Raw genomic sequence first — 21,058 nt, 5'->3', positions numbered from 1 at the left:
GCCGTAGATTATGAACGTAGGAGATAGAGTACGCCTGCTCACGGGCACCGAAGAAGGAATCATCACCCGCGTGCTCGACAGCGAGCTCGTGGAAGTGGCCATCGACAACGATTTCACCATTCCGGTGCTGCTGCGCGAGCTCGTGCCCGTGGCCGCCGAAGAAGGCCAGGCTTTCCGCCGCGCCGCGCCGGAATTTGCCCGCCCCGCCACCGGCAGCAAAAAGAACAAGCCCCAGGGCGGCCAGCCCAAAGCCCCGCGCCCCGCCCCTACCCCCCCCGGCCAGCCCCAAGCCGGCCCTACCCCCTCCGCCCAAGCCCAAGCATCAGGCACTAAGCACCAAGCACCAACCCCGCCGCCGCCCGCCGCCAAGGGCCTCTACCTGGCGCTGGTGCACCAGGCCCCCGAGCTGCTGGCCCTGCACCTGCTCAATAACACCGAAGCCGAGGTGGTCTTCACCTACGGCGAGGAGCGCGCGGGCAAGTACCGCGCCCTGGCCACCGGCCAGCTCCAGGCCAAGGCCGCCAGCGCCCCGCTCGCCCACCTGCACCTCAAGGACTTCGAGCAGTGGCCCGCCGTAGTGTTTCAGCTATTAAATTTTAAGCTGAACAGCGACGTAGCCTACGACCTGCTCACCAAGCGCCAGTCGTTCAAGGCTACCACGTTTTACACCAGCCGCCGGCCCGCGCCGGTCATTGGCAAGGAGGCGTATTTGTTTCAGCTCGATGAGCGCCCCGCCCCGGCCCTCACCCCCGAAAAGCTTGCCCAGGCCGAAGCCGCCCTCGAAACTGCCGCTACCCCCCCGCCCGTGCTCGATAGCCAGCAGGCCACCAAGCTCCAGCAGGCGCTGGGCGGCGACAAGCCCGCGCCCACGCCGGCCGTGCTGGCCCCTACCCCCCCCCGGCCGACCGCCGCCCTGGTGGCCCCGCCCCACGAGTTCGACCTGCACCTCGAAGCCCTGCGCCCCGAAGGCGCCGCCGACCTCAGCAACACGGCCATGCTGCGCCTCCAGCTCGATGCGTTTGAGGATGCGCTGAGCCGTGCCCTGGCCACCAATATGCACGAAATCATCTTCATCCACGGCACCGGCAATGGCGTGCTGCGCAAGGAAATCCACCGCCAATTGAGCCGCAACAAGGACATCAAGTTCTTTGAAGAAGCCCAGAAGGAGAAGTTTGGCTATGGGGCCACGCTGGTGAGGCTGAACTAAACGACTATGGACTGTAAGTCCATAGGTTTGAAAGCGAATGGAATTCGGCGGTTTCGGCTAAAGCCGACTGAAAGAAGCCACTGAAAGTGGGTCGCTTTAGAATAAAATTCTGCTGGCTAAACGCTGGCGTCGGTCATTGAGCAAATAGCAATAACTAACTGACAATCAAAAATTAAACAGCCTTGCCTGAACAAGACCGGCAAAAGTGAGTAGCAACTAAAGTCTTGCCCTAAAGGGCATAGCTTTAACTAGCGTACTTGAAAAGTAAATAATTAGTGTTTATGGAAATATTATCTAGTATTAAGCGCCGCTTAGGAATTGAATTACCTTATGGTGAAAGCAATTTAGCAGCACTAAGTGCCCTTCAGAAGCAAATCATCGATATTCAAAATATAATTGGAGTGTCCGTTCCTATCGATATAAATATCAAAAACAAATTCGCAGAGCTTTGTAATCTTGGATTGTTTTTGCTAATTTATAAGACTGATTTATATATATATATTCAAAATTATTTTTATCATGCCAACAAAAAAACAAGACTTGTATAGCGCTAAATCCAGGAATCTCTTCGCTCGACAACTCGCAATGCTGTGCTATGAGCTGTTGCAAGACAGTAAATTTCTCACTGGCTCAAAGTTACGAGACTTGATAAGTGATACATTCTTATTATCAAGATTAGGTCTTCTGAGTAATTTAGCCTTAGTGGTCGAGGAGCGTAAGGTACTTGACAAGAAGTACTCCAAGAACTTTAATCTTGTTCGTAATTCTACAATGGCTCACAAAGGCCATAATGCGAATCAAACCCTTTTAGAAATAGGCAAAGTAGATGAATTAAGTACAATCGAAGGCAGTCTTGGTTTTAATAATTTCATAACTAATACAATGTTGCTATTAAATTCCATATTAAATGCTGCTTTACAGGAAAAATTATTTTAAATAGTAGTTTTCCAATGCATTATGACCTATAGCGAATTCGCAAACGCTTAAACCGCTTTTTGGGCAGGTTTGGTGTGGTAGCCACAATGGTCAAACCAGTTTTGGGCGTCCTGACTACTAATCCAGTCGATGGCCTCACGTACGGCTTCTTTTAGGGCCTCGTAGGAACGGGCGGCGCAGGTGCGCAGCTTGGTTTTGAGCTTGCTCCAGGCCTGCTCGATGGGGGAAAAATCGGGGGAGTACGGGGGCAGAAAGACCACGTCCACGCCCCGCTTGGCCAGCCACTCGCGCAGGCCCGCGAGGTGGTGCACGGGCAGGTTGTCGAGCACTAGCACATCGCCCCGGCGCAGGGTGGGGGCCAGGCACCGGCCTACGTAGAGGGCGAAACTGTGCTTGTTGAGGGGCTGATGGAGCAATTGCAGGGCTCCAAGCCCGCGCACGGACAGCGTACCAATAAGGGTGTAGGAGCGGCCCCGACGCAGCGGCACGGCCCCCCGGACGCGTTGCCCACCCACCGCCCGGCCGTGGGTGCGGGCGTAATCCAGCCGCAAGCCCGTCTCATCCAGAAAATGGAACCGGGCAACATCGGGGCGGGTGCAGACCTGTTCGACATGGTCCTGACGGGCCTGGCGTACGCGCTCGGTGTCGCGTTCAGCCGCGTGGGGGCTTTTTTTTCGCCGCAGCTCGTGTTCGTCCAGCACTTGCCAGAGGCAGGTTTGGCCCACGGGGCGGCCCCCGCTGGCCTGCCAGGCCTGGTTTAGCTCGGCCAGCGTAGCATCGGGGTGTTGCGCCACGTAGGCCACGAGCCAGGCTTGGGCGGCGGCATCGAGGTAGCGGGCCCGGCCGCCACTGGCCGGTTTGGGGGCCAGTGAGCCGGTTTGTTGCTGCTGGCGAACCAGGCTTTTGACAAAGGAGCGGCTCACATCGAAGCGCCGGGCAACGGCGGCTTTTTTGGCCCCCGGCTCCTGGCAGGCCGCCGCCACCCGGGTACGTAAATCAAGCGAGTACGGGTTCATAAACGCTAATACGACAAGTAACTGATAGTGGCTTAACTGTTTGCGAATCCGCTATAATCGGCGACATTCACGGCCACGTTGACGAGCTGCGGGCCTTGCTGCACCACTTGGATTACCGGCCCGACGCGGCCGGCGTGCCGCGCCACGCGGGGGTAGGCAGGTTATTTTTTTGGGTGACTACGTGGACCGCAGCCCCAAAATCCGCGAAACTTTGCAGCTGGTGCGTGGCATGGTGGAGGGCGGCGCGGCGCTGGCCATCCTGAGCAACCACGAATATAACGCGCTGGCTTTCTGGCAAAAAGACCCGGCCGGCGGCTACCTGCGGCCGCACCGGCCCTGGCACATGGAGCAGCATTGGGCTACTATTCAGGAATTTAGCACGCCCGAGCTGTACCGCGAGTGGCTCGACTACCTGGCCTGGTTTCAGACCCTACCCCTGCTGCTGGAGCTGCCCGGCCTGCGCGCGGTGCACGCCTGCTGGGAGCCGCGCCACGTGGAATATTTGCGCCGCGAGCTGCCTGGCCTGCGCCTCACGCCCGACTTTATGCTACGAGCCAGTCGGCGCGGTAGCCCCGAGTACGAGGCGGTGGAAGTGACGCTCAAGGGCCGCGAGGTGCGGCTGCCCGGCGGCCTGTCGTTCGCTGATAAAGACGGCCACCGCCGCGAGCTGATGCGCGTGCGCTGGTGGCAAAACCCCGCCACCGCCACCTACCGCGATTATTACCTCGAAGACCTGCCCGAGCTGCGCGGCCAGCCCGTCGAAAAAAATAATCTGGACCCCTGGCACTATCAGGACGAAAAGCCCGTTTTCTTCGGGCACTACTGGCTGCGTGGCACGCCCCGGCTTTTGCAGCCCTACGCCGTGTGCCTCGACTACAGCGTGGCCCGCGGCGGCCAGCTCATCGGCTACCGCTGGAATGGCGAGCAGACGCTGAACGCTGACCATTTGGTGTGGGTGCCATAGCGCGGCCCTACCCCCCTTTCCCTTTCCCATGACTCATTCAACCCTTGCTTTCCGACCAGCCACCGACCTCATCTGGGAGAAGATGACACCCGGCGTCCGCCGCACGTTAGTGGCTTATAACGATGACCTTATGCTGGTCAAAGTAGAGTTTGAGGCCGGCGCGGTGGGCGCGCTGCACCACCATGTGCATAGCCAGATTTCGTACATCGAGAGCGGCGAGTTTACCGTGACGGTGGGCGAGGAAACCCGCATCCTGTACGCCGGCGACTCGTTCTACGCCGCTCCCAACGTGCCGCACGGCGTGGTGGCCCGGCAGGCCGGCACGCTGCTCGACTCGTTCAGCCCCGCGCGCGAAGATTTCCTACCCCCCACCAAATAACCCCTATCTTTGCCCCCGCAGTGAGCCACCCCACCGCCGCGCCCAACGCAAATGCGGGCGGGGAGGAAAGTCCGGGCCACGCAGGGCGCCCTGCTACCTAACGGGTAGGACTGGCCAATCGGGCCAGTACAGCCAGTGCCACAGAAAATAACCGCCGTTATTTGAGTTAAGAGTTGAGAGTTAAGAGTTAAGAGTTAACGTTCGGTTAATTCTTAACTCTTAACTCTTAACTCTTAACTCTTAAAAAAGGTAAGGGTGAAAAGGTGCGGTAAGAGCGCACCAGCGGCTGGGTGACCACGCCGGCTGGGTAAACCTCAGGGGTTGCAAGACCAAATAAGCGAACACGTCGGCGGCTTTCGGGCAGTTGGCACCGGGCGGCCCGTCCGGGTTCGCGGGTAGGTCGCTGGAGCCCGTCGGCGACGACGGGCCTAGATAAATGGTGGGGCCGGCCCGGCGGAAACGCGGGGCCGGACAGAACCCGGCTTATCGGCTCATTGCGTAATTTCGGCGGCTGCTTCTTCGGAGGCAGCCGCCTTTTTTTGAGTTAAGACTTGAGAGTTAAGAGTTGCCTTACTGGCTGCTCGTCCTCTGAGCTTCCTATCAATTTTTAACTCTTAACTTTTAACTCTCAACTCTTAACTCCCCACCGTGCCCCGCATTCTCATCATCGACGACGAAAAGGCCATCCGCAACACCCTCAAGGAAATTCTGGAGTTTGAAGACTACCAGGTGGACCAGGCCGAGGACGGGCCGGCGGGGCTTGATTTATTGATTCAGCAGAAGTACGACGTGGTGCTCTGCGACATCAAAATGCCCAAGATGGACGGCCTCGAAGTGCTGGAGCGCGCCCGCACCCTGGCCCCGGACGCGACGTTTATCATGGTATCGGCCCACGGCAACATCGAAACCGCCGTGGACGCCACCAAGAAGGGCGCGTTTGACTTCATCGCCAAGCCACTCGACCTCAACCGCCTGCTCGTGACGGTGCGCAACGCGCTGGAACGCACGAAGTTGACCTCCGAAACCAAGACACTCAAGAAGAAGCTTGCCACCACCAAGGGCTCTGAGATGATTGGCGGCTCGGCCGGCCTGGGCGCCGTGCGCAAGGCCATTGAAAAAGTCGCGCCCACCGATGCGCGCGTGCTCATCACCGGCCCCAACGGCGCGGGTAAGGAAATGGTGGCGCGGCAGCTGCACCAGCTCAGCCCCCGCGCCAACGGCCCGCTGGTGGAAGTCAACTGCGCCGCCATTCCTTCAGAATTAATTGAGAGCGAGCTATTTGGCCACGAAAAAGGCTCGTTTACCTCGGCCGTGAAGCAGCGCATCGGCAAGTTTGAGCAAGCCGACGGCGGCACGCTTTTCCTGGACGAAATCGGCGATATGAGCCTTTCGGCCCAGGCCAAGGTGTTGCGCGCCTTGCAGGAGCACAAAATCACGCGGGTGGGCGGCGAAAAGGAGATTTCGGTGAACGTGCGCGTGCTGGCCGCCACCAACAAGGACCTTTTGCAGGAAATTGCCGACAAGAACTTTCGCGAGGACCTCTACCACCGCCTGTCGGTGATTCTCATCCAGGTGCCGTCCCTCAACGAGCGCCGCGAGGATATTCCCGAGCTGGTGCAGAAATTTTTGCAGGACATTGCCGCCGACTACGGCAATAAGCCCAAGAAAATCTCGGCCGACGCGCTGACCTACCTGCAAAGCCTCGACTGGCGCGGCAACATCCGCGAGCTGCGCAACGTGGTGGAGCGCTTGGTTATCATGAGCGACGCTACGATTGAAGAAGCTGACGCTAAGGCGTTTGCGGGCAAATAAAATCGTTTGTCCTTGCGAGCGCAACGAAGTGGAGCGCGGCAAGGACAAACGATTGAAAACTACACCAACTGGCTGCACCCCCGAATATCCGAGTTATCCAGCCGCCCCAGCACTTCGAACGCGCCATCAGGATGCCGCCGCGCCAGGTCCTTGGTTTCGATAAAGGCGCAGCTATCCACGTTGGCCAGGTCGATGACGTTGATGGCGCCTTCAGGGCGGTCAGCGGCCACGGAGAACGGGTCGGCGGGGTCGCGCAGCAGCACCTGCATCTGGGGCGGGCAGTAGAAGAGGCCGTGGCCGGGCGAGTAGGCCTGGCTCAGCAGCTCGGTCATGCCGTACTCGGAGTGGATGGGCGCGGGGCCGAAGGCGGCCTGCAATTCCTGGTGCAGCTCCTCGCGAATCATCTCGCGGCGGCGGCCCTTCATGCCGCCGGTTTCGAGCACCACTACGTCCTGCAATTCAGCCCTACCCCCATATTCGGCGGCCAGGTCGAGCAGGGCGTAGGTGACGCCGAAAAGCAGGACGCGGCGGCCGGGCTGCGCTTTGGCCTCGGCCAGCGCCCGCACCAGGCCGGCGTGGTCGCGCAGGAAAAACGCCGGCTGCGCCTGCCCCGAGCGCTGGGCAAAATCAGCCACCATCGCCACTAAGGACGACTCGCCTTGCTCTAAATAAGAGGGCAGCAGGGCCAGAAACGTCCAGCCCGTGAGTGGCCCGTAGGCAGCCTCGAAGATGGCGGCCGCGTTGGCGCGGTACAGGGCGGGGTCGCGCACGAGGTGGCGGCTGCGCTGCTGCAAGGTGGTGCCGCTGCTGCGAAACACCTCCCGCGGCTGCCAGGCGGCCGGCTCGGTGCGCACCTCCTGGGTTTTGAAAAACTCGATGGGCAGAAACGGAATGTCCCCTACCCCCCGCACGGCGGCCGGGTCGCGGCCCAGGCCGGCCAGGTAGGCGGCGTAGGGCGGGCAGTGCGCCGCCTGGTGGCGAAACAATTGCAGCGCGGCGGCGGCAAAATCGGCGTTAGCGAGCTGGGTAAGGGCCTGGTAGTGCGGGCCCAGAAAAGAAGTGCGGAAACTCATAGTGAGCAACGAGGGTTAGGCAAAATACGCGGCCGGAGCTACTGGCAGCGGGCGGCTTACATTTACACCGGCACAACAAACCCCGGCGCCAGAGCGTTGGCCACGCGGGCGGGGGTAGGCGGGTCGGGCATCCAATTTTTGACTGTGTTTGCGTATGAAACCGTTTCGATTTGTATTTTCATTGAGCGGGCTGGCGCTGCTGGCTACGGGGCTGGGCGGCTGCCTCAAGGCCCCCGAATATTCTACTACCCCCTCCATCAGCAACAACAACGTGCGGGTGCAGCGCTACAAATATGCGGACCCCAAACAGCAACCCATCGACTCGGTTTTCATCACCATCAATTTTCAGGATGGCGACGGCGACCTGGGTCTGACGGCCGCTGAGAGCCAGGTAGCGCCCTACGCCTACCCCAGCATTTTCAACAATAACTACTTCGTTGAGCCTTTTCTGAAGGACCCCAAGACGGGTAAGTTCGTGTCAACGGTAATCGCGCTAGGGCGAACAATGGGGGAATATAATGGCCGTTTTGACCACATTACCGGCCTCACCGACAGCAAAACGTCGCCCATCAAAGGCACCCTGACCCGCACCATCGCCTTTGGTTACAGCACTCCGTTCAGTGCTGGCGACGTAATACGCTTCGACGTGAGCATTGCCGACCGTGCCCTGCACCTGAGCAATACCATTCGCACCGACAGCATCGTTATCGCGCCGCTGTAGCTTGAATTAAAAAGTAAAAATGATAAATGGGTCGGGTAACGTCTAGGGCGTGAGGACAAATAAAAAATCATTTAAGCCAATCCATCGCTGCTCCAATATGCCAGAAAGCCAGAAAAGAAACGATGGTTTTTTCATAGCGCGTGGCCAGGCGGCGGTACTGTTTGAGGCGACCGAAAAAGCGCTCGATTTTATTGCGCTCCCGGTAGGCCGCTGTGTCCAACTCGACGGGCTCCAGGCGATTGGGCCGATTCGGAATGACTGCCTCAATGCCTTGCTGGGCACAGTAAGCCCGGTTTTCATCGCTATCGTAGGCTCCATCGGCCAGTACTTTGCCCGGCCGCAGCTCCGCCAGTAAGGGTAAAGTTTGCGGCGAGTCGCCCGCCTGGCCGGCCGTGGCAATCAAGCGCACGCCGTGGCCCTGAGCCTCGACGCAGGCGTGGATTTTGGTACTGATGCCGCCCCGGCTGCGCCCGAGACACTCGGTTTCGGGGTTACTTTTTTTTGGCCCGCCGAGTGCTGGTGGGCTCGCAATACGGTCGAATCGAGCAGGACCCAGGCCAGGTCGGGGGCCTGGACTGCGGCAAACAGACGCTGCCAGACCCCTTTTTGGGCCATTCGGCGGAAGCGCTTGCACACGGAATTGAACTTGCCAAAGCGCTCCGGCAAGTCAGCCCAGGGGCAGCCGGTGCGCGCAATCCAAAGCACCGCATTGAAAAACAGGCGGTTATCTTTGGCCGTTACTCCGCAGTCGGTAACTTTGCCTGACAGGTGGGGGGCGACCAGGACCCAGGTGGCATCCGAAACTTCGTGGCGACGCATAAGAGACTAAATTTAACGCAAATATATATTAGCCCGCTTTATTGTCCTCACACCCTAGCACAGAGGCGTTACCCGACCCATTTTTAATTTATCATTTTTACTTTTTAATTCAATAAATAGCTGGAAACCGGGCTGGGTCTGACTCGCGCATCATCTCGTAGGCCAGGTCAAATACGTCCTCCGCGTTGGGTTTGGAGAAGTAGTCGCCGTCGGAGCCGTAGGGCGGGCGGTGGGCTTGGGCGGCGAGGCAGCGCGGCGACGAGTCGAGGAGCTGGTAGGCCTGCTGGCCGTCGAGCACCTGCTGCATCATGTAGGCCGTGGCGCCGCCGGGCACGTCCTCATCGGCGAAGATGACGCGGCCGGTTTTGCGCAGGCTGTCGGCAATGAGCTGGTCGGTATCGAAGGGCAGGAGCGTCTGCACATCAATGACTTCTACCGAAATATCGGCGTCGGCGAGCTGCCGGGCGGCGTCCATGACGATGCGGCACATCGAGCCGTAGGTGACGATGGTGAGGTCGGTGCCTTCGCGCAGCACCTCGGGCCGGCCGAGGGGTAGGGTGAATTCGCCGATGTTGGCCGGCAGCTTTTCCTTGAGGCGGTAGCCGTTGAGGCACTCAATAACGATGGCCGGTTCGTCGCTCCGCAGCAGCGTGTTGTAGAAGCCCGCCGCCTGGGTCATGTCGCGCGGCACGCACAGGTGCATGCCCCGGATGGCCCCGAGAATCATCTGAATCGGCGAGCCCGAGTGCCAGATGCCTTCCAGGCGGTGCCCGCGGGTGCGCACGATGAGCGGGGCCTTCTGGCCGCCCTTGGTGCGGTATTGCAGGCAGGCCACGTCGTCGCTCAGCACCTGAATGGCATAGAGCAGGTAATCAAGGTATTGAATCTCGGTGATGGGCCGCAGGCCGCGCAGCGCCGCGCCGATGCCCTGCCCCACGATGGTGCATTCGCGAATGCCGGTATCGGTGACGCGCAGCTCGCCAAATTTCTCCTGCAAACCCGCGAAGGCCTGGTTCACGTCGCCAATCTGACCCACGTCCTCGCCGATGGCGAAGATGCGCGGGTCGCGCTCGAAGTTGGCCGTGAAGCAGGCTTGCAGCACCTCGCGGCCATCAACCAGAGGCGCGTCGGCGGCAAATTCTACCGGCACTTCGGCGATATTGCCCACGGCTTCCTCGCTCTGGCTGAAGAGGTAAGAGTTGTAGCGGTCGGCGTTTTCGGCCTCGCACTGCTCCAGCAGGCGCTGGGCGGCGCGGCGGCCGGCGCTGGGCCGGTTGCCCCGAATCTGGCGCAGCGCCCGGCGCAGCGTCCGCACAATGTCGGCCCGAATGGGCGTGACGTTGGTTTTCAGCGACTTAACCAGCTCAGCCAGCTGATTTTCTTCGCCGGCTTCGGCCACCATTTTATTCAGAATCACCAGCGCTTCTTCGCGCTCCTGCTGAATGGGGTCGAAAAACGCCGACCACGCCGTGGTGCGCGCCTGCTTGATGGTGGCGGCGGCCGTCTTTTCAATCTGCGTCAGCTCATCCTCCGTCGCTACCCCCTCCGCGAGCAGGTACGCGCGAAAATGGGTCAGGCAATCGTGCTGCTCTTCCCAGCTGAGGCGGCTTTTGGGCTTGTAGCGCTCGTGCGAGCCGCTGGTGCTGTGGCCCTGCGGCTGCGTCACCTCCGTGACGTGGATGAGCACCGGCACGTGCTGGGCGCGGCACACGGCGGCGGCGCGCTGGTAGGTGTCCACGAGGGCGGGGTAGTCCCAGCCGCGCACCACGAAAATCTCGAAGCCGTCCTGGCCCTCACCCTCGCGCTGGAAGCCGGCCAGAATAGCCGAGATGCTTTGCTTAGTGGTCTGGTATTCAGCGGGTACTGAAATTCCGTAGTGGTCGTCCCACACCGACATCAGCAGCGGAATCTGGAGCACGCCGGCCGCGTTTATGGCCTCAAAAAACACGCCCTCCGAGGTGCTGGCGTTGCCAATGGTGCCGAACGCCACCTCGTTGCCATTCACCGAAAAATCGGTAAACTGGTGCAATTCCGGGTTTTGACGGTAGAGCTTGCTGGCGTAGGCCAGGCCCACGAGGCGCGGCATCTGGCCGCCGGTGGGCGAGATATCGGCTGAGGAATTTTTGGTCGAAGTCTGGGGCTTGAACTGGCCGTCGTCGTCGAGCAGGCGGGTGCCAAAGTGGCCGTTCATGGCGCGGCCGGCGGTGCTAGGTTCGGCTTCGGGGTCGGCATGGGCGTAGAGCTGGGCAAAATATTGCTGCCAGGTCAGCTCCCCGATGGCCACCATAAAGGTTTGGTCGCGGTAGTAGCCGGACCGGAAATCACCGTTCTGGAAGGCCCGAGCCATCGCCAGCTGCGGCAGCTCCTTGCCATCGCCGAAGATACCAAACTTGGCCTTGCCCATAAACACCTCGCGGCGGCCGGCCAGCGAGGCGTGGCGGCTTTCCCAACCGAGGCGGTAGTCGTCCAGCAGCTCGGCTCGGGAGAGGGACTGGTGCAGGGGGGCGGTGCCGGGGAGGGCTTCGGCCGGGGCAAGCAGCGTCTCAGACATAATTCGGGGGAAATAGGGAAGTGGTGGGTGGGGAAGGGGTAGGGCAGGGACGCAAATTTACGAAATCGCGTGGGGGCGGGCCGTATATTTGTCTGGCTGGCCCCGCCAGTCGGAGTTAAGTAATTGTTATTCCGCACAATGGCTCCGGTCAGGGCCTGATTTTTTATCTTCTCCCATGCGTATCGCTTCTACTATCGTGCTGTGTCTGCTGGCGCTGGCCGCCCACGCGCAGGGCGTCATCACCTTCGAAAATACCAACCACGACTTTGGCAAGGTGCCCGAGGGCACGATGGCGACCTACGAGTTCAAGTTCAAAAACACAGGTAATCAGCCCGTTGTTATTGCCAATGCTCAGGCTAGCTGCGGCTGCACCACCCCGGAATGGACCAAATCGCCGGTGCTGCCGGGCCGGTCGGGCGTCATCAAGGCAGTGTATAACAGCGCCGGCCGGCCCGGCGTGTTTGCCAAGACCGTGACCGTGATGAGCAACGCCACCGAGGCCAGCAAGGTCCTCAGCCTCAAGGGCACCGTGCTCACCAAAGAGGAGCTTCGGGCTGCCCTCACGCCCGCCCAGCTGGCCAGCTCGCCCAGGCTGGTGCTGGAGCGCGGCACCTACGACTTTGGCCGCATGGAGGCCGGCCAGCAGCTGGTGGCGCGCATTGGGGTGCGCAACACTGGGCCCAAAGACCTGGTGCTGAGCACCGTGTCGTCGCCGTGCTACTGCGTGGGCTACCGCACGGTGCCCGCGCCCATTAAGCCCGGCCAGAGCGCCGTGGTGGAACTGGTGTACGGGCAGCGCGCCGTGGGGCCAGCCGCGGAGGTCGTGACGCTGGACTCTAATGATATGCACGGCGACACTAAGCTGACCCTTAAGGCCAACGTGGTGAAGGACTTAGTACCCACGAGCCTGGTGAAGGAAAGTGGCTCGTCGGTGCCGTTTAAATGACATGATAGCGCTACTGGAGGCGGTGCGGTCGGTGCTTACTCTTAGCCCGGCCTTACAAGCAGCTATACTGGCCAGCATACGGCACGAAGAGTTGCCGGCCAAGCACGCGCTTCTGCGGCCGGGGCAAGTCGCACAGCGGCTGTATTTCGTGGAAATGGGATTAGTACGTGGGTATGCCTTGTATGCCGGGCAGGAAACCTCATCTTGGTTTATGGCCGAGGGCGACTTTATTATTTCGGTCGTTAGCTTTTTCACCCAGCAGCCTTCAAGCGAATATATAGAATTATTGTAGCCGGCCGTGCTTTATTCCATCAGCCACGCGCGGCTACAGGAGCTGTACCAGCAGTTTCCCGAATTCAACTTGGTGGGGAGGGTGCTCACCGAACGGTACTACATGCTGAGCGAGCAGCGCGCTTTTCAGCTCCGCACGCTATCGGCCACTGAGCGCTACCACCGGCTGCTACAAGAGTTTCCGGCGCTCGTCCGGCGCATTCCCCTGAATCTGCTGGCTTCCTACCTGGGCATCGCGCCCGAAACCCTGAGCCGGCTACGGGCCAAGCGAAATTGACATTTGTCAATTTATAGTTGATAGCAAGAGTAGAGATTTGTAATACAAAAGGCAACACCGCTAACAGTCCCTACCCATGCGCTTTTCCTCCACCATCCTCCGCGGAGTTTTATTTACCCTGAGCTTACTTACGGGCCAATCCTGCTCGCGTCGCCCAGCCGACTTACCAGCTCCCACGCTCCAAGCGCTCAGCAATGGGCCGTCCATCTTGGAAGCTCAGCGTTGGTACCAAACTACTTATCCGGGCTGGCTAACGGGAGCTATACCTAGCGAACCTTCCGCGACTACGGCTAACCTAGCGGCAGCTAGCCCTTCGGCTTCCACTATGGCGCAGCTAGCTTGGCAACGTGCCTTGACCGTGGGCGCAGGCGCGCAACAGTTAGTACTAGTGCCCTTCGCCGACGACGCGGCCTTGTTTACGCACGGTATCTATACTGGCCTGCGCTACCTTATCGTCGCCAAGCAAGCGACCAATGCACTGGATGGTAAAATTATCGAGGTGCTGGTGCCACGCGCCAGCCAACCCGTCGATACCTTGGCCCTGTTTACAAGTTTGTACCGCGGCTACCAAAGCGGGCAGTCCACTGCTCCTAGCTTGACTAAAGGTTCTATCTTCCTGTATTCGGCCGATTATCAATACCTGACCGGCCAGCGCTTCGAGCAAGGGCGCTGGCTGCCTGGTAGTGTGCGTTTACGCTTTCCGGCTGGGGGCTCCAAGGCTGCTAGCGTAGCGGCCGCCCAGTTGCCGTCGCCAGGGGGGGCGCATCCCAATAACATGCCCCCCTCGACCTGCACCGATTGGTATCAGGTCATGCCCGATGGTTCTTCAGTATACATCACTACAACGGGCGATTGCAGTCCGCAAGGCGGGGATGCAGGTGGCAACGGGGCAGATACTGGCCCCGGCGCCTCGGGCGGCAGCGGCCCCGGCCCCGGCCCCGGTGGCTACGGCGGCGGGCCGCATGCTCCTGGCCCGAATACCAATCCTACCTCATCACTTACGGCTACCACAATACTAGTTGTCCCGCCCGATATTCCTGTTACTAATATTAAACAATATTTAAAGTGCTTTGATACCAATCAACCTGCTACTTTAACAGTGTATGTCCGGCAACCAACACCTGGGACGAGTGACACTTGGTCCATAAACGGCGGGGTAGGACACGCCTTCATTTCAATTAGCCAGAATGGTATTACACGTGTTTTTGGATTTTACCCTACTTCGAAAGCTGCTATTATATCGGACTCGCCAGGTATCTTCGGCGATAATAGCCAAACTGCCTATACAGTGAGTATGTCCAAACAGATTTTTGGGGGTAATTTGTACAGTCTTTTGCAATATACTTATATAAAAGCGGGCGCAAGTTATGAATTACCTCTTTACAATTGTACGGATTTTGCCATCGGTGCTGCTGCCGCAGCGGGCTTAAATTTACCTGACACTTGGGGACAGTGGGGAGGAATAAGCGGCGGAAGTAATCCTGGTAATTTAGGACGGGATATTAGTACAATGCTACTGCCAGCAGGTGCTCAGAGAGGAGGAAATGGGGTTTCCCCAGCCAATACAGGAGGATGTTAATTTATTTAATAATATGAGATTTTTTTCCTTACTCCTAATTTTCCTCCTTCCCTTATTAGGAATCCGGACGGAAAATGACCCGGCATCAATCAGAGAGTTTATTCGCGATATTATCGATGGCAAGCTGAATAACATAGAGATTGGTGATAAATATTTTTGCACTACCGTACTACACCGTACTGATAAATATGGAATTGAGGCGCGCAGTTACCTAGAATCTACTATTTCAGAACATCGCATTAATCTAAGAAGGCGACAAATAAAGGAAAATAATATTATCCTTAAGCACTTTAATAAGTTGACTGAAGAGGAGATGCCGCCAAAACCATTCCATATGCTTAGCGATACTGCAAACGTTTACGTGGCTCAATATCAAGGGAAAATTGTTATGTTTATCCTTTTGCAGGACGATCAAAAAAAAATCGCCTCCACAATGTTTATTAATCAAGGAGGCGAATATTATTTTCTTGACTTTTGCCATTAGACCCAACTAAAAGCGCTACCACCGGCTGCTACAAGAGTTTCCGAAGCTCCTTCGGCGAATTTTCTCGAAACTACTGGCTTCCCGCTTGGGCATCACGCCCAAAGTTCTGAGCCGGCTGCGCGCTCAGCGAACTTGACATCTATTAAGGGTTGCTGCTTTTTGCCAGCCAAGCTTTGCGGCGCAAACAAGACGGCATTCCGGTTCAGGACTAGCTATTATTAGTTGCGAACTCCCGTATGAAAAACTTATTCTCCGCTTTGACAATCAGCCTCTTACCTAGTGGCTGCTTCGCTCAGGATACTTTACCATTGCGCAGCTTTATAAGCGACGCGGCCGACAGCACGCACACGAGCGCCGCGCTCATGCAGAAGTATTTCTGCCCGGCTCTGCTGCATTTTCCGGGCCAGAGCGGGGAGCAAGCTCGCAAGGAATTAATTTTTTGGCTCGACCAGCAGCGGAAATTTTTGTGGACGCAAGACCTCCACCTCACAGAAATAGTATTCACGGCTTACGACGCCTTACCGGGTCCCGAAATACCCCCTTGCCCCTTTCATATGCTGGGCTCTACGGCCCACGTGTACGTGGCCCGCTACCAGCAAAAAATTATTTGGTATTTCCTACTGCAAGACGATAAATTAGCTTCTACCCTACTGATTGGGCAAGGCGACGAACACTACTTCTTGGATTTTTGCCTCTAGCCCGCTGACCGCGCCTGCTGGCTCGAACTTGATAATTGTCAAGTGCTCACTAAAGGCAGCATCGGAAATTTGTGGCCGGAAGCACGTGCTGCTTGCCGCCCCCCCACTGTCGTATGGAAGCCAAACTACCCCTGGCCACGCAGGGCGTTCAGGGAATATTAATTTGCCTGATTACGCTGCTGTTCTTTGTTTTAGAGCGGAAATTTCCTGGCCGGGAATTGCCCGAAGCCAAAAACTGGTACCTGCGGGCGGTGGCCGTGAATGCCGCCCAGGTACTGCTGATTGGCCTGGGTGGCCTCACCTGGAACACGTATTTTCGACAGTATTCCCTGCTGCATGTCGGCCACTGGCACACGCCGCTGACGGAGGGGCTAGCTTACTGGTTTGGCGGCACCTTCGTATTTTACTGGTGGCACCGGCTGCGGCACGCCAACGGCTTCTGGCTGGTGTTTCATCAGCTGCACCACAGCCCCGCCCGCATCGAGCTGCTCACCTCCTTCTACAAGCACCCGGTGGAGATATTCGCCGATTCGCTCCTCACCAGCTTCTGCCTGTTCTTCGTGTTGGGCGGCACGGCCGAAGCCGCCGCTTGGACTTCGCTTTTTGGCACCACCGGCGAGTATTTCTACCACTCCAACATCGCTACCCCCAGGTGGCTGGGCTACTTCCTTCAGCGGCCCGAGCACCACTGCATTCATCATCAGCTCGGCGTGCACCGCTACAACTACGGCGACATTACCTGGTGGGACCGGCTGTTTGGCACGTTTAAGGAAGCCGACGACTTTGCGCCCGCCTGCGGGTTTCCGCGCCACAACGAGCGCCGGGTTTGGGAAATGCTCACGTTCCGCGACGTGTACGATAAGCTATAATGCTCACCCAGGCCAACCACTGGTTTTAACAAGCCCTGCTGCTAGCCCTGCCGGATTGGCAGGGCTTTTTTTAGGCTCGCTTGTTGATTAATGTAGATACATTATTTTTGCATCTGCTTTACTTTTCAAGTACGCTAGTTAAAGCTATGCCCTTTAGGGCAAGACTTTAGTTGCTACTCACTTTTGCCGGTCTTGTTCAGGCAAGGCTGTTTAATTTTTGATTGTCAGTTAGTTATTGCTATTTGCTCAATGACCGACGCCAGCGTTTAGCCAGCAGAATTTTATTCTAAAGCGACCCACTTTCAGTGGCTTCTTTCAGTCGGCTTTAGCCGAAACCGCCGAATTCCATTCGCTTTCAAACCTATGGACTTACAGTCCATAGTCGTTTAGTTATTTCCACCATGAACCCCGCTAACCCCGCTCCCAAAATTACTCTCTACACCGTGCCCGCCGGCACCCGCATTGGCCACATTCACCTGCAAGTCACGGACTTGCCGCGTGCCCTGGCTTTTTACCATGACCTGCTGGGCTTTGAAGTGATGTTGGATATGGGCTCGGCCGCGTTTTTATCGGCCGACGGCTACCACCACCACATCGGGCTTAATACCTGGCACAGCAAAGGTGGCCGCCCGGCCCCGCGCGAGGGGGTAGCGGGCCTCTACCACGCGGCTATTGTATATCAGGACCGGGCTGGGCTGGCAGCCGTAGTGAAGCGCCTGCTGGCGGCGGGCTACCCCCTAAACGGGGCCTCAGACCACGGCGTGAGCGAGGCCATTTACCTCGATGACCCCGATGGCAACGGCCTGGAGCTGTACTGGGACCGCCCCCGCGCCGAGTGGCCCACCACGCCCGACGGCAAGCTGGCCATGTACACCCACCCGCTTGACCTGCCGGGGTTGCTGCGCCTGGCGAACTAAAACCGGCCGCGCGGCGTGGTAGCAACCGTATCTTTACGGCACGTTTTCTCTTCCCCTACCCCCCTCCCCTGCCCCATGATTATCGGCGTTCCGAAGGAAATTAAGAATAATGAAAACCGCGTGGGCCTGACGCCCGCCGGTGTTGCCGAGCTGCGCAAGCACGGCCACTCGCTGCTGGTGCAGGCGAGCGCCGGCGAAGGCTCGGGCTTTGCTGATGCGGAGTATGAGCAGGCGGGTGCCAAGCTGCTGCCGACCATCGCCGACGTGTATGGGCAGGCCGAGATGATTATCAAGGTGAAGGAGCCGATTGCCGAGGAGTACCCGCTCATCAAGGAGAACCAGCTGCTGTTCACCTACTTCCACTTTGCCAGCGGCGAGGAGCTGACCCACGCCATGATTGAGCGCAAGGCTGTGTGCCTCGCTTACGAGACGGTGGAGCTGCCCTCGCGCGCCCTACCCCTGCTCATTCCGATGAGCGAGGTGGCCGGCCGCATGGCCCCGCAGGAAGGCGCGAAATACCTGGAAAAACCCCTTAAAGGCCGCGGCATTCTGCTGGGCGGCGTGCCCGGCGTGAAGCCGGCGCACGTGCTGGTGCTGGGCGCGGGCATCGTGGGCACGCAGGCTGCCAAGGTAGCCGCCGGCCTCGGCGCGCAGGTCACCATCATGGACATCAACCTGAATCGCCTGCGCGAGCTCGACGATTTCATGCCCAAGAACGTGGTGACGCAGTATTCGAACGAGTACAACATTCGCGAAGCCATCAAGACGACCGACCTCGTGGTGGGCGCGGTGCTGATTCCGGGCGCGAAGGCCCCGCACCTCATCACCCGCGACATGCTCAAGACTATGCGCCCCGGCACCGTGCTCGTGGACGTGGCCGTGGACCAGGGCGGCTGCATCGAAACCTGCCGCCCCACGACCCACGAAAACCCGACCTTCATCATCGACGACGTGGTGCACTACTGCGTGGCCAACATGCCGGGTGCCGTGCCCTACACCAGCACGCTGGCCCTCACCAACGCTACCCTGCCCTACGCCGTGAAGCTGGCCAACCTGGGCTGGCAGGAAGCCTGCCGCCGCGATGGGGCCCTGCGCCTCGGCCTCAACGTGGTGCACGGCGACGTGGTGTACCAGGGCGTGGCCGAAGCCTGGAACCTGCCCCTCGTGGACGTGGAATCGGTGCTGGAAGGCGCTGCCGTATAAATATACTGCGCGGGCTCGGTGAGCCTGCGCGCTTTGCTAAAAAGCCTGCCGGACGAGCGTCCGGCAGGCTTTTTTGGTGGGCAGCCGAGCTGGCGTGAACAAATCGGCCCGGCCGGGTGTACCCTTTCCCTGCTTCAAGCTTATGTTATTCTCTTTTTTGCCCACTCTGCTGCTGCTGCTGGGGTGGCTCGGCCCCTACCCCCCGCGCAGCCGGCCCAGCCCATGCTCACGTATCCGGTGCCGACGGGGGTGACCAACCAGCTGTTTTACTTGCAGCGCGACCCCAATACCAATACCATCATCTACCAGCTCAATGTGAACAACGCGGGCCAGGTAGATGAGGAAGAGCCGATTAACGTGTTCTGGCTGCGCTACGACGAGCGGGGCCAGCGCAAGGAGCTGAACTTCATCCAACGCAAGTTTGCCTACGGCCTCACGGCCAAAAAGCTGACGGCTGATAAGTACGAGCTGAAATTTGCCGCCTACGACAAGGTGCCGTTTTACCTCCTGAAATCGGCGGCCGATAAGACGTTCCACGTTTATACCGTGGTGGCCAACAAGCAGATTCTGCTCACCCGCGTGTACCTGCGCATCGAGGGCGGCACGTTTTGGGTGCCCAACGTGCGCTATATCGAGTTTAAGGGCCTGGATGCCGCTACCAACGCGCCGGTCGTCGTGCGCGTTAAGGTCTGAGCGCCCTACCCCCCTCGTCGCCAGCCAAGCCAATGGCCTGCGCATACGTCGGAATTTCGGCCAGACGCTCGTTCGCGCCGCGCTCAAAATCGACACTCCAGCAGTAGTGCACCAAGCCATTACTCAGCAGCAGCAAGGGCGCGCACATAGTTTGGTTGTAGGTGGCGGCCTGCTGGGCCACGGCGGGCGTGATGGCCACCGAGGGGCGCTTGCATTCTACCAGCAGCAGCGGGCGGCCATCGGGGCCCAGCGCCACGAGGTCGGTGCGCTTCTGGCGCTGGTTGTAGCGGTGGCCGCGCTCCAGGCTGAGCAGGCCGCGCGGGTAGCCCAGGTGAGTCATCAGGTAATGCGCCACGTGCTGCCGCACCCACTCTTCGGGGGTCAGCACCACGTACTTGCGGCGCAGCTCATCCCATATTTCAAGGATATCCGCGGAATTTTGCCTAATTTTGTGGTCGAAAGGCGGCAGGTCGAGCACTTGCATCACCTCCAAAGGTATGGGTTTGGCTGTCGCATTTCGTTGGGTTTTCCGCCCGTTGCGCCGCCGTACCCTACCGGGTAGGCGGCTTTTTTTATTGCTAATTCCACGAGAACGTCATTCCGAGCTTGCCGAGGAATCTCGCTTGGGGTCGCTCGGGTGTCGTTGTTCAACGAATGCCGGCGAGATTTCTCGTCAAGCTCGAAATGACGTTCTAAAAAACAATCTGTACCTGATAACCAAATCAAAACTCACCTTATGAAGACCAAAGAAGACATCGTAAACAACTGGCTGCCGCGCTACACAGGCGTGGCCCTCAACGAGTTTGGGCAATACATTCTGCTCACCAACTTCAGCAACTACGTGACCATGTTTGCCGAGCAGTTTGGGGTGAAAGTGCATGGCCTCGACAAGCCGATGCAGTCGGCCACGGCCAACGGCATCACCATTATCAACTTCGGCATGGGCTCGCCAATGGCGGCTACAGTCATGGATTTGCTCTCGGCCATCAAGCCTAAAGCGGCGCTGTTTTTGGGCAAATGCGGCGGCTTGAAGAAGACCAAGCTCGGCGACCTGGTGCTGCCCATCGCGGCCATTCGCGGCGATGGTACTTCCGACGATTACCTGCCCAAGGAGATTCCGGCTCTACCCTCCTTCCGCCTGCAACGCGCTGTTTCTTCGATGATTAAGAAGCACGAGCTCGACTACTACACCGGCACCGTGTACACCACCAACCGCCGCGTGTGGGAGCACGACGAGGAGTTTAAGGATTACCTCAAGCGCGTGCGCGCTTTGGCCGTGGACATGGAAACGGCCACTATTTTCGTGTGCGGCTTCATGAATGACATTCCGCACGGCGCGCTGCTGCTGGTGAGCGACAACCCAATGACGCCCGAAGGCGTGAAAACGGCCGAATCGGACTCAAAAGTGACTGCTGACTATGTGAAGCAGCACCTGGCCATTGGCATCGATTCGCTGCTGGAATTGAAGAATTCGGGCGAGTCGGTGAAGCACATGCGCTTCGAATAAATCACGGATTACGCGGATTTCACGGATTTTGTGGACGATTTACCTAAGCCCGTTCTCTGGGGAGAACGGGCTTAGCTTTGTGGGTTGGTTTGGTTTTGGAACTTTGCATACCCTTT

At 58.7% G+C, this 21,058-nt stretch carries 19 protein-coding genes, 1 other RNA gene and 2 pseudogenes; 15 read left to right on the top strand and 7 right to left on the bottom strand.

Annotation, left to right across the window (positions count from 1 at the left end; translation table 11 throughout):
• The first annotated feature begins 10 nt into the window (after window positions 1-10).
• Complete coding sequence (locus tag A0257_19790) at window positions 11-1,207, top strand: hypothetical protein (protein AMR29112.1); 1,197 nt, start codon at window positions 11-13, stop codon at window positions 1,205-1,207.
• 983 nt (window positions 1,208-2,190) lie between these two features.
• Here A0257_19790 and A0257_19785 read toward each other — a convergent pair.
• Window positions 2,191-3,159: a hypothetical protein gene (locus tag A0257_19785; protein AMR29111.1), complete on the bottom strand. Its 969-nt coding sequence runs from the start codon at window positions 3,157-3,159 to the stop codon at window positions 2,191-2,193.
• Window positions 3,160-3,328: 169 nt separating this feature from the next.
• Between A0257_19785 and A0257_19780 the strand changes: the two genes are divergently transcribed.
• From A0257_19780 to A0257_19765, 4 genes are all read left to right on the top strand, one after another.
• Entirely contained in the window at window positions 3,329-4,123 is a 795-nt protein-coding gene (locus A0257_19780; GenBank protein ID AMR29110.1) for a hypothetical protein, read from the top strand.
• 28 nt (window positions 4,124-4,151) lie between these two features.
• The gene (locus A0257_19775) at window positions 4,152-4,502 is read left to right on the top strand and encodes a cupin (GenBank protein ID AMR29109.1); all 351 of its coding nucleotides are present in this window, start codon (window positions 4,152-4,154) and stop codon (window positions 4,500-4,502) included.
• Window positions 4,503-4,519: 17 nt separating this feature from the next.
• Window positions 4,520-5,004: RNase P RNA component class A (rnpB, locus tag A0257_19770), an RNA gene on the top strand.
• 146 nt (window positions 5,005-5,150) lie between these two features.
• Window positions 5,151-6,314: a Fis family transcriptional regulator gene (locus tag A0257_19765; protein AMR29108.1), complete on the top strand. Its 1,164-nt coding sequence runs from the start codon at window positions 5,151-5,153 to the stop codon at window positions 6,312-6,314.
• Window positions 6,315-6,373: 59 nt separating this feature from the next.
• Here A0257_19765 and A0257_19760 read toward each other — a convergent pair whose 3' ends face one another.
• The gene (locus A0257_19760; GenBank protein ID AMR29107.1) at window positions 6,374-7,387 is read right to left on the bottom strand and encodes an acyl transferase; all 1,014 of its coding nucleotides are present in this window, start codon (window positions 7,385-7,387) and stop codon (window positions 6,374-6,376) included.
• A gap of 181 nt (window positions 7,388-7,568) precedes the next feature.
• On the opposite strand from A0257_19760, the gene A0257_19755 reads away from it, so the two are divergent.
• Window positions 7,569-8,108, top strand: a complete 540-nt coding sequence (locus tag A0257_19755) for a hypothetical protein (GenBank protein AMR29106.1) — start codon at window positions 7,569-7,571, stop codon at window positions 8,106-8,108.
• Between the two features lie 67 nt (window positions 8,109-8,175).
• On the opposite strand, the gene A0257_19750 is transcribed toward A0257_19755, so the two are convergent.
• From A0257_19750 to A0257_19740, 3 genes are all read right to left on the bottom strand, one after another.
• Window positions 8,176-8,562, bottom strand: coding sequence for a transposase (locus tag A0257_19750; protein AMR29866.1), 387 nt, complete (start codon window positions 8,560-8,562; stop codon window positions 8,176-8,178).
• Window positions 8,508-8,927, bottom strand: a complete 420-nt coding sequence (locus tag A0257_19745) for a hypothetical protein (protein AMR29105.1) — start codon at window positions 8,925-8,927, stop codon at window positions 8,508-8,510. Before A0257_19745 ends, A0257_19750 begins: the two co-directional genes overlap by 55 nt.
• Window positions 8,928-9,036: 109 nt before the next feature.
• Entirely contained in the window at window positions 9,037-11,478 is a 2,442-nt protein-coding gene (locus A0257_19740) for a transketolase (protein ID AMR29104.1), read from the bottom strand.
• A gap of 175 nt (window positions 11,479-11,653) precedes the next feature.
• Here A0257_19740 and A0257_19735 point away from each other — a divergent pair.
• Window positions 11,654-12,034: pseudogene (locus tag A0257_19735) on the top strand (hypothetical protein).
• A 391-nt stretch (window positions 12,035-12,425) separates the two neighbouring features.
• A pseudogene (locus A0257_19730) lies at window positions 12,426-12,992 on the top strand (Crp/Fnr family transcriptional regulator).
• A gap of 385 nt (window positions 12,993-13,377) precedes the next feature.
• Here the strand turns inward: A0257_19730 and A0257_19725 are convergent.
• Entirely contained in the window at window positions 13,378-13,656 is a 279-nt protein-coding gene (locus A0257_19725) for a hypothetical protein (protein ID AMR29103.1), read from the bottom strand.
• Between the two features lie 928 nt (window positions 13,657-14,584).
• Between A0257_19725 and A0257_19720 the strand changes: the two genes are divergently transcribed.
• From A0257_19720 to A0257_19695, 6 genes are all read left to right on the top strand, one after another.
• Window positions 14,585-15,055 (top strand): hypothetical protein, encoded by a 471-nt coding sequence (locus tag A0257_19720; protein AMR29102.1) that lies wholly within the window; start codon window positions 14,585-14,587, stop codon window positions 15,053-15,055.
• A 308-nt stretch (window positions 15,056-15,363) separates the two neighbouring features.
• On the top strand, window positions 15,364-15,753 hold the full coding sequence (locus A0257_19715; protein ID AMR29101.1) for a hypothetical protein: 390 nt from the start codon (window positions 15,364-15,366) through the stop codon (window positions 15,751-15,753).
• Window positions 15,754-15,884: 131 nt separating this feature from the next.
• Window positions 15,885-16,622 (top strand): desaturase, encoded by a 738-nt coding sequence (locus A0257_19710; protein AMR29865.1) that lies wholly within the window; start codon window positions 15,885-15,887, stop codon window positions 16,620-16,622.
• A gap of 401 nt (window positions 16,623-17,023) precedes the next feature.
• Window positions 17,024-17,539, top strand: a complete 516-nt coding sequence (locus A0257_19705; protein AMR29100.1) for a glyoxalase — start codon at window positions 17,024-17,026, stop codon at window positions 17,537-17,539.
• Between the two features lie 75 nt (window positions 17,540-17,614).
• On the top strand, window positions 17,615-18,742 hold the full coding sequence (locus tag A0257_19700; GenBank protein ID AMR29099.1) for an alanine dehydrogenase: 1,128 nt from the start codon (window positions 17,615-17,617) through the stop codon (window positions 18,740-18,742).
• A 129-nt stretch (window positions 18,743-18,871) separates the two neighbouring features.
• A complete protein-coding gene (locus tag A0257_19695; protein ID AMR29864.1) occupies window positions 18,872-19,435 on the top strand; it encodes a hypothetical protein in 564 nt (187 codons plus the stop codon).
• Here the strand turns inward: A0257_19695 and A0257_19690 are convergent.
• Window positions 19,425-19,919, bottom strand: coding sequence for a restriction endonuclease subunit R (locus tag A0257_19690; protein AMR29098.1), 495 nt, complete (start codon window positions 19,917-19,919; stop codon window positions 19,425-19,427). The two genes, A0257_19695 and A0257_19690, sit on opposite strands and share 11 nt — an antisense overlap.
• A gap of 252 nt (window positions 19,920-20,171) precedes the next feature.
• Here A0257_19690 and A0257_19685 point away from each other — a divergent pair, with 252 nt between their 5' ends.
• On the top strand, window positions 20,172-20,942 hold the full coding sequence (locus tag A0257_19685; protein AMR29097.1) for an AMP nucleosidase: 771 nt from the start codon (window positions 20,172-20,174) through the stop codon (window positions 20,940-20,942).
• Window positions 20,943-21,058 lie beyond the last annotated feature (116 nt).

The sequence above is a fragment of the Hymenobacter psoromatis genome, from assembly GCA_001596155.1.
GTDB lineage: Bacteria > Bacteroidota > Bacteroidia > Cytophagales > Hymenobacteraceae > Hymenobacter.
This window is presented reverse-complemented; position numbering and strand designations above follow the sequence as displayed.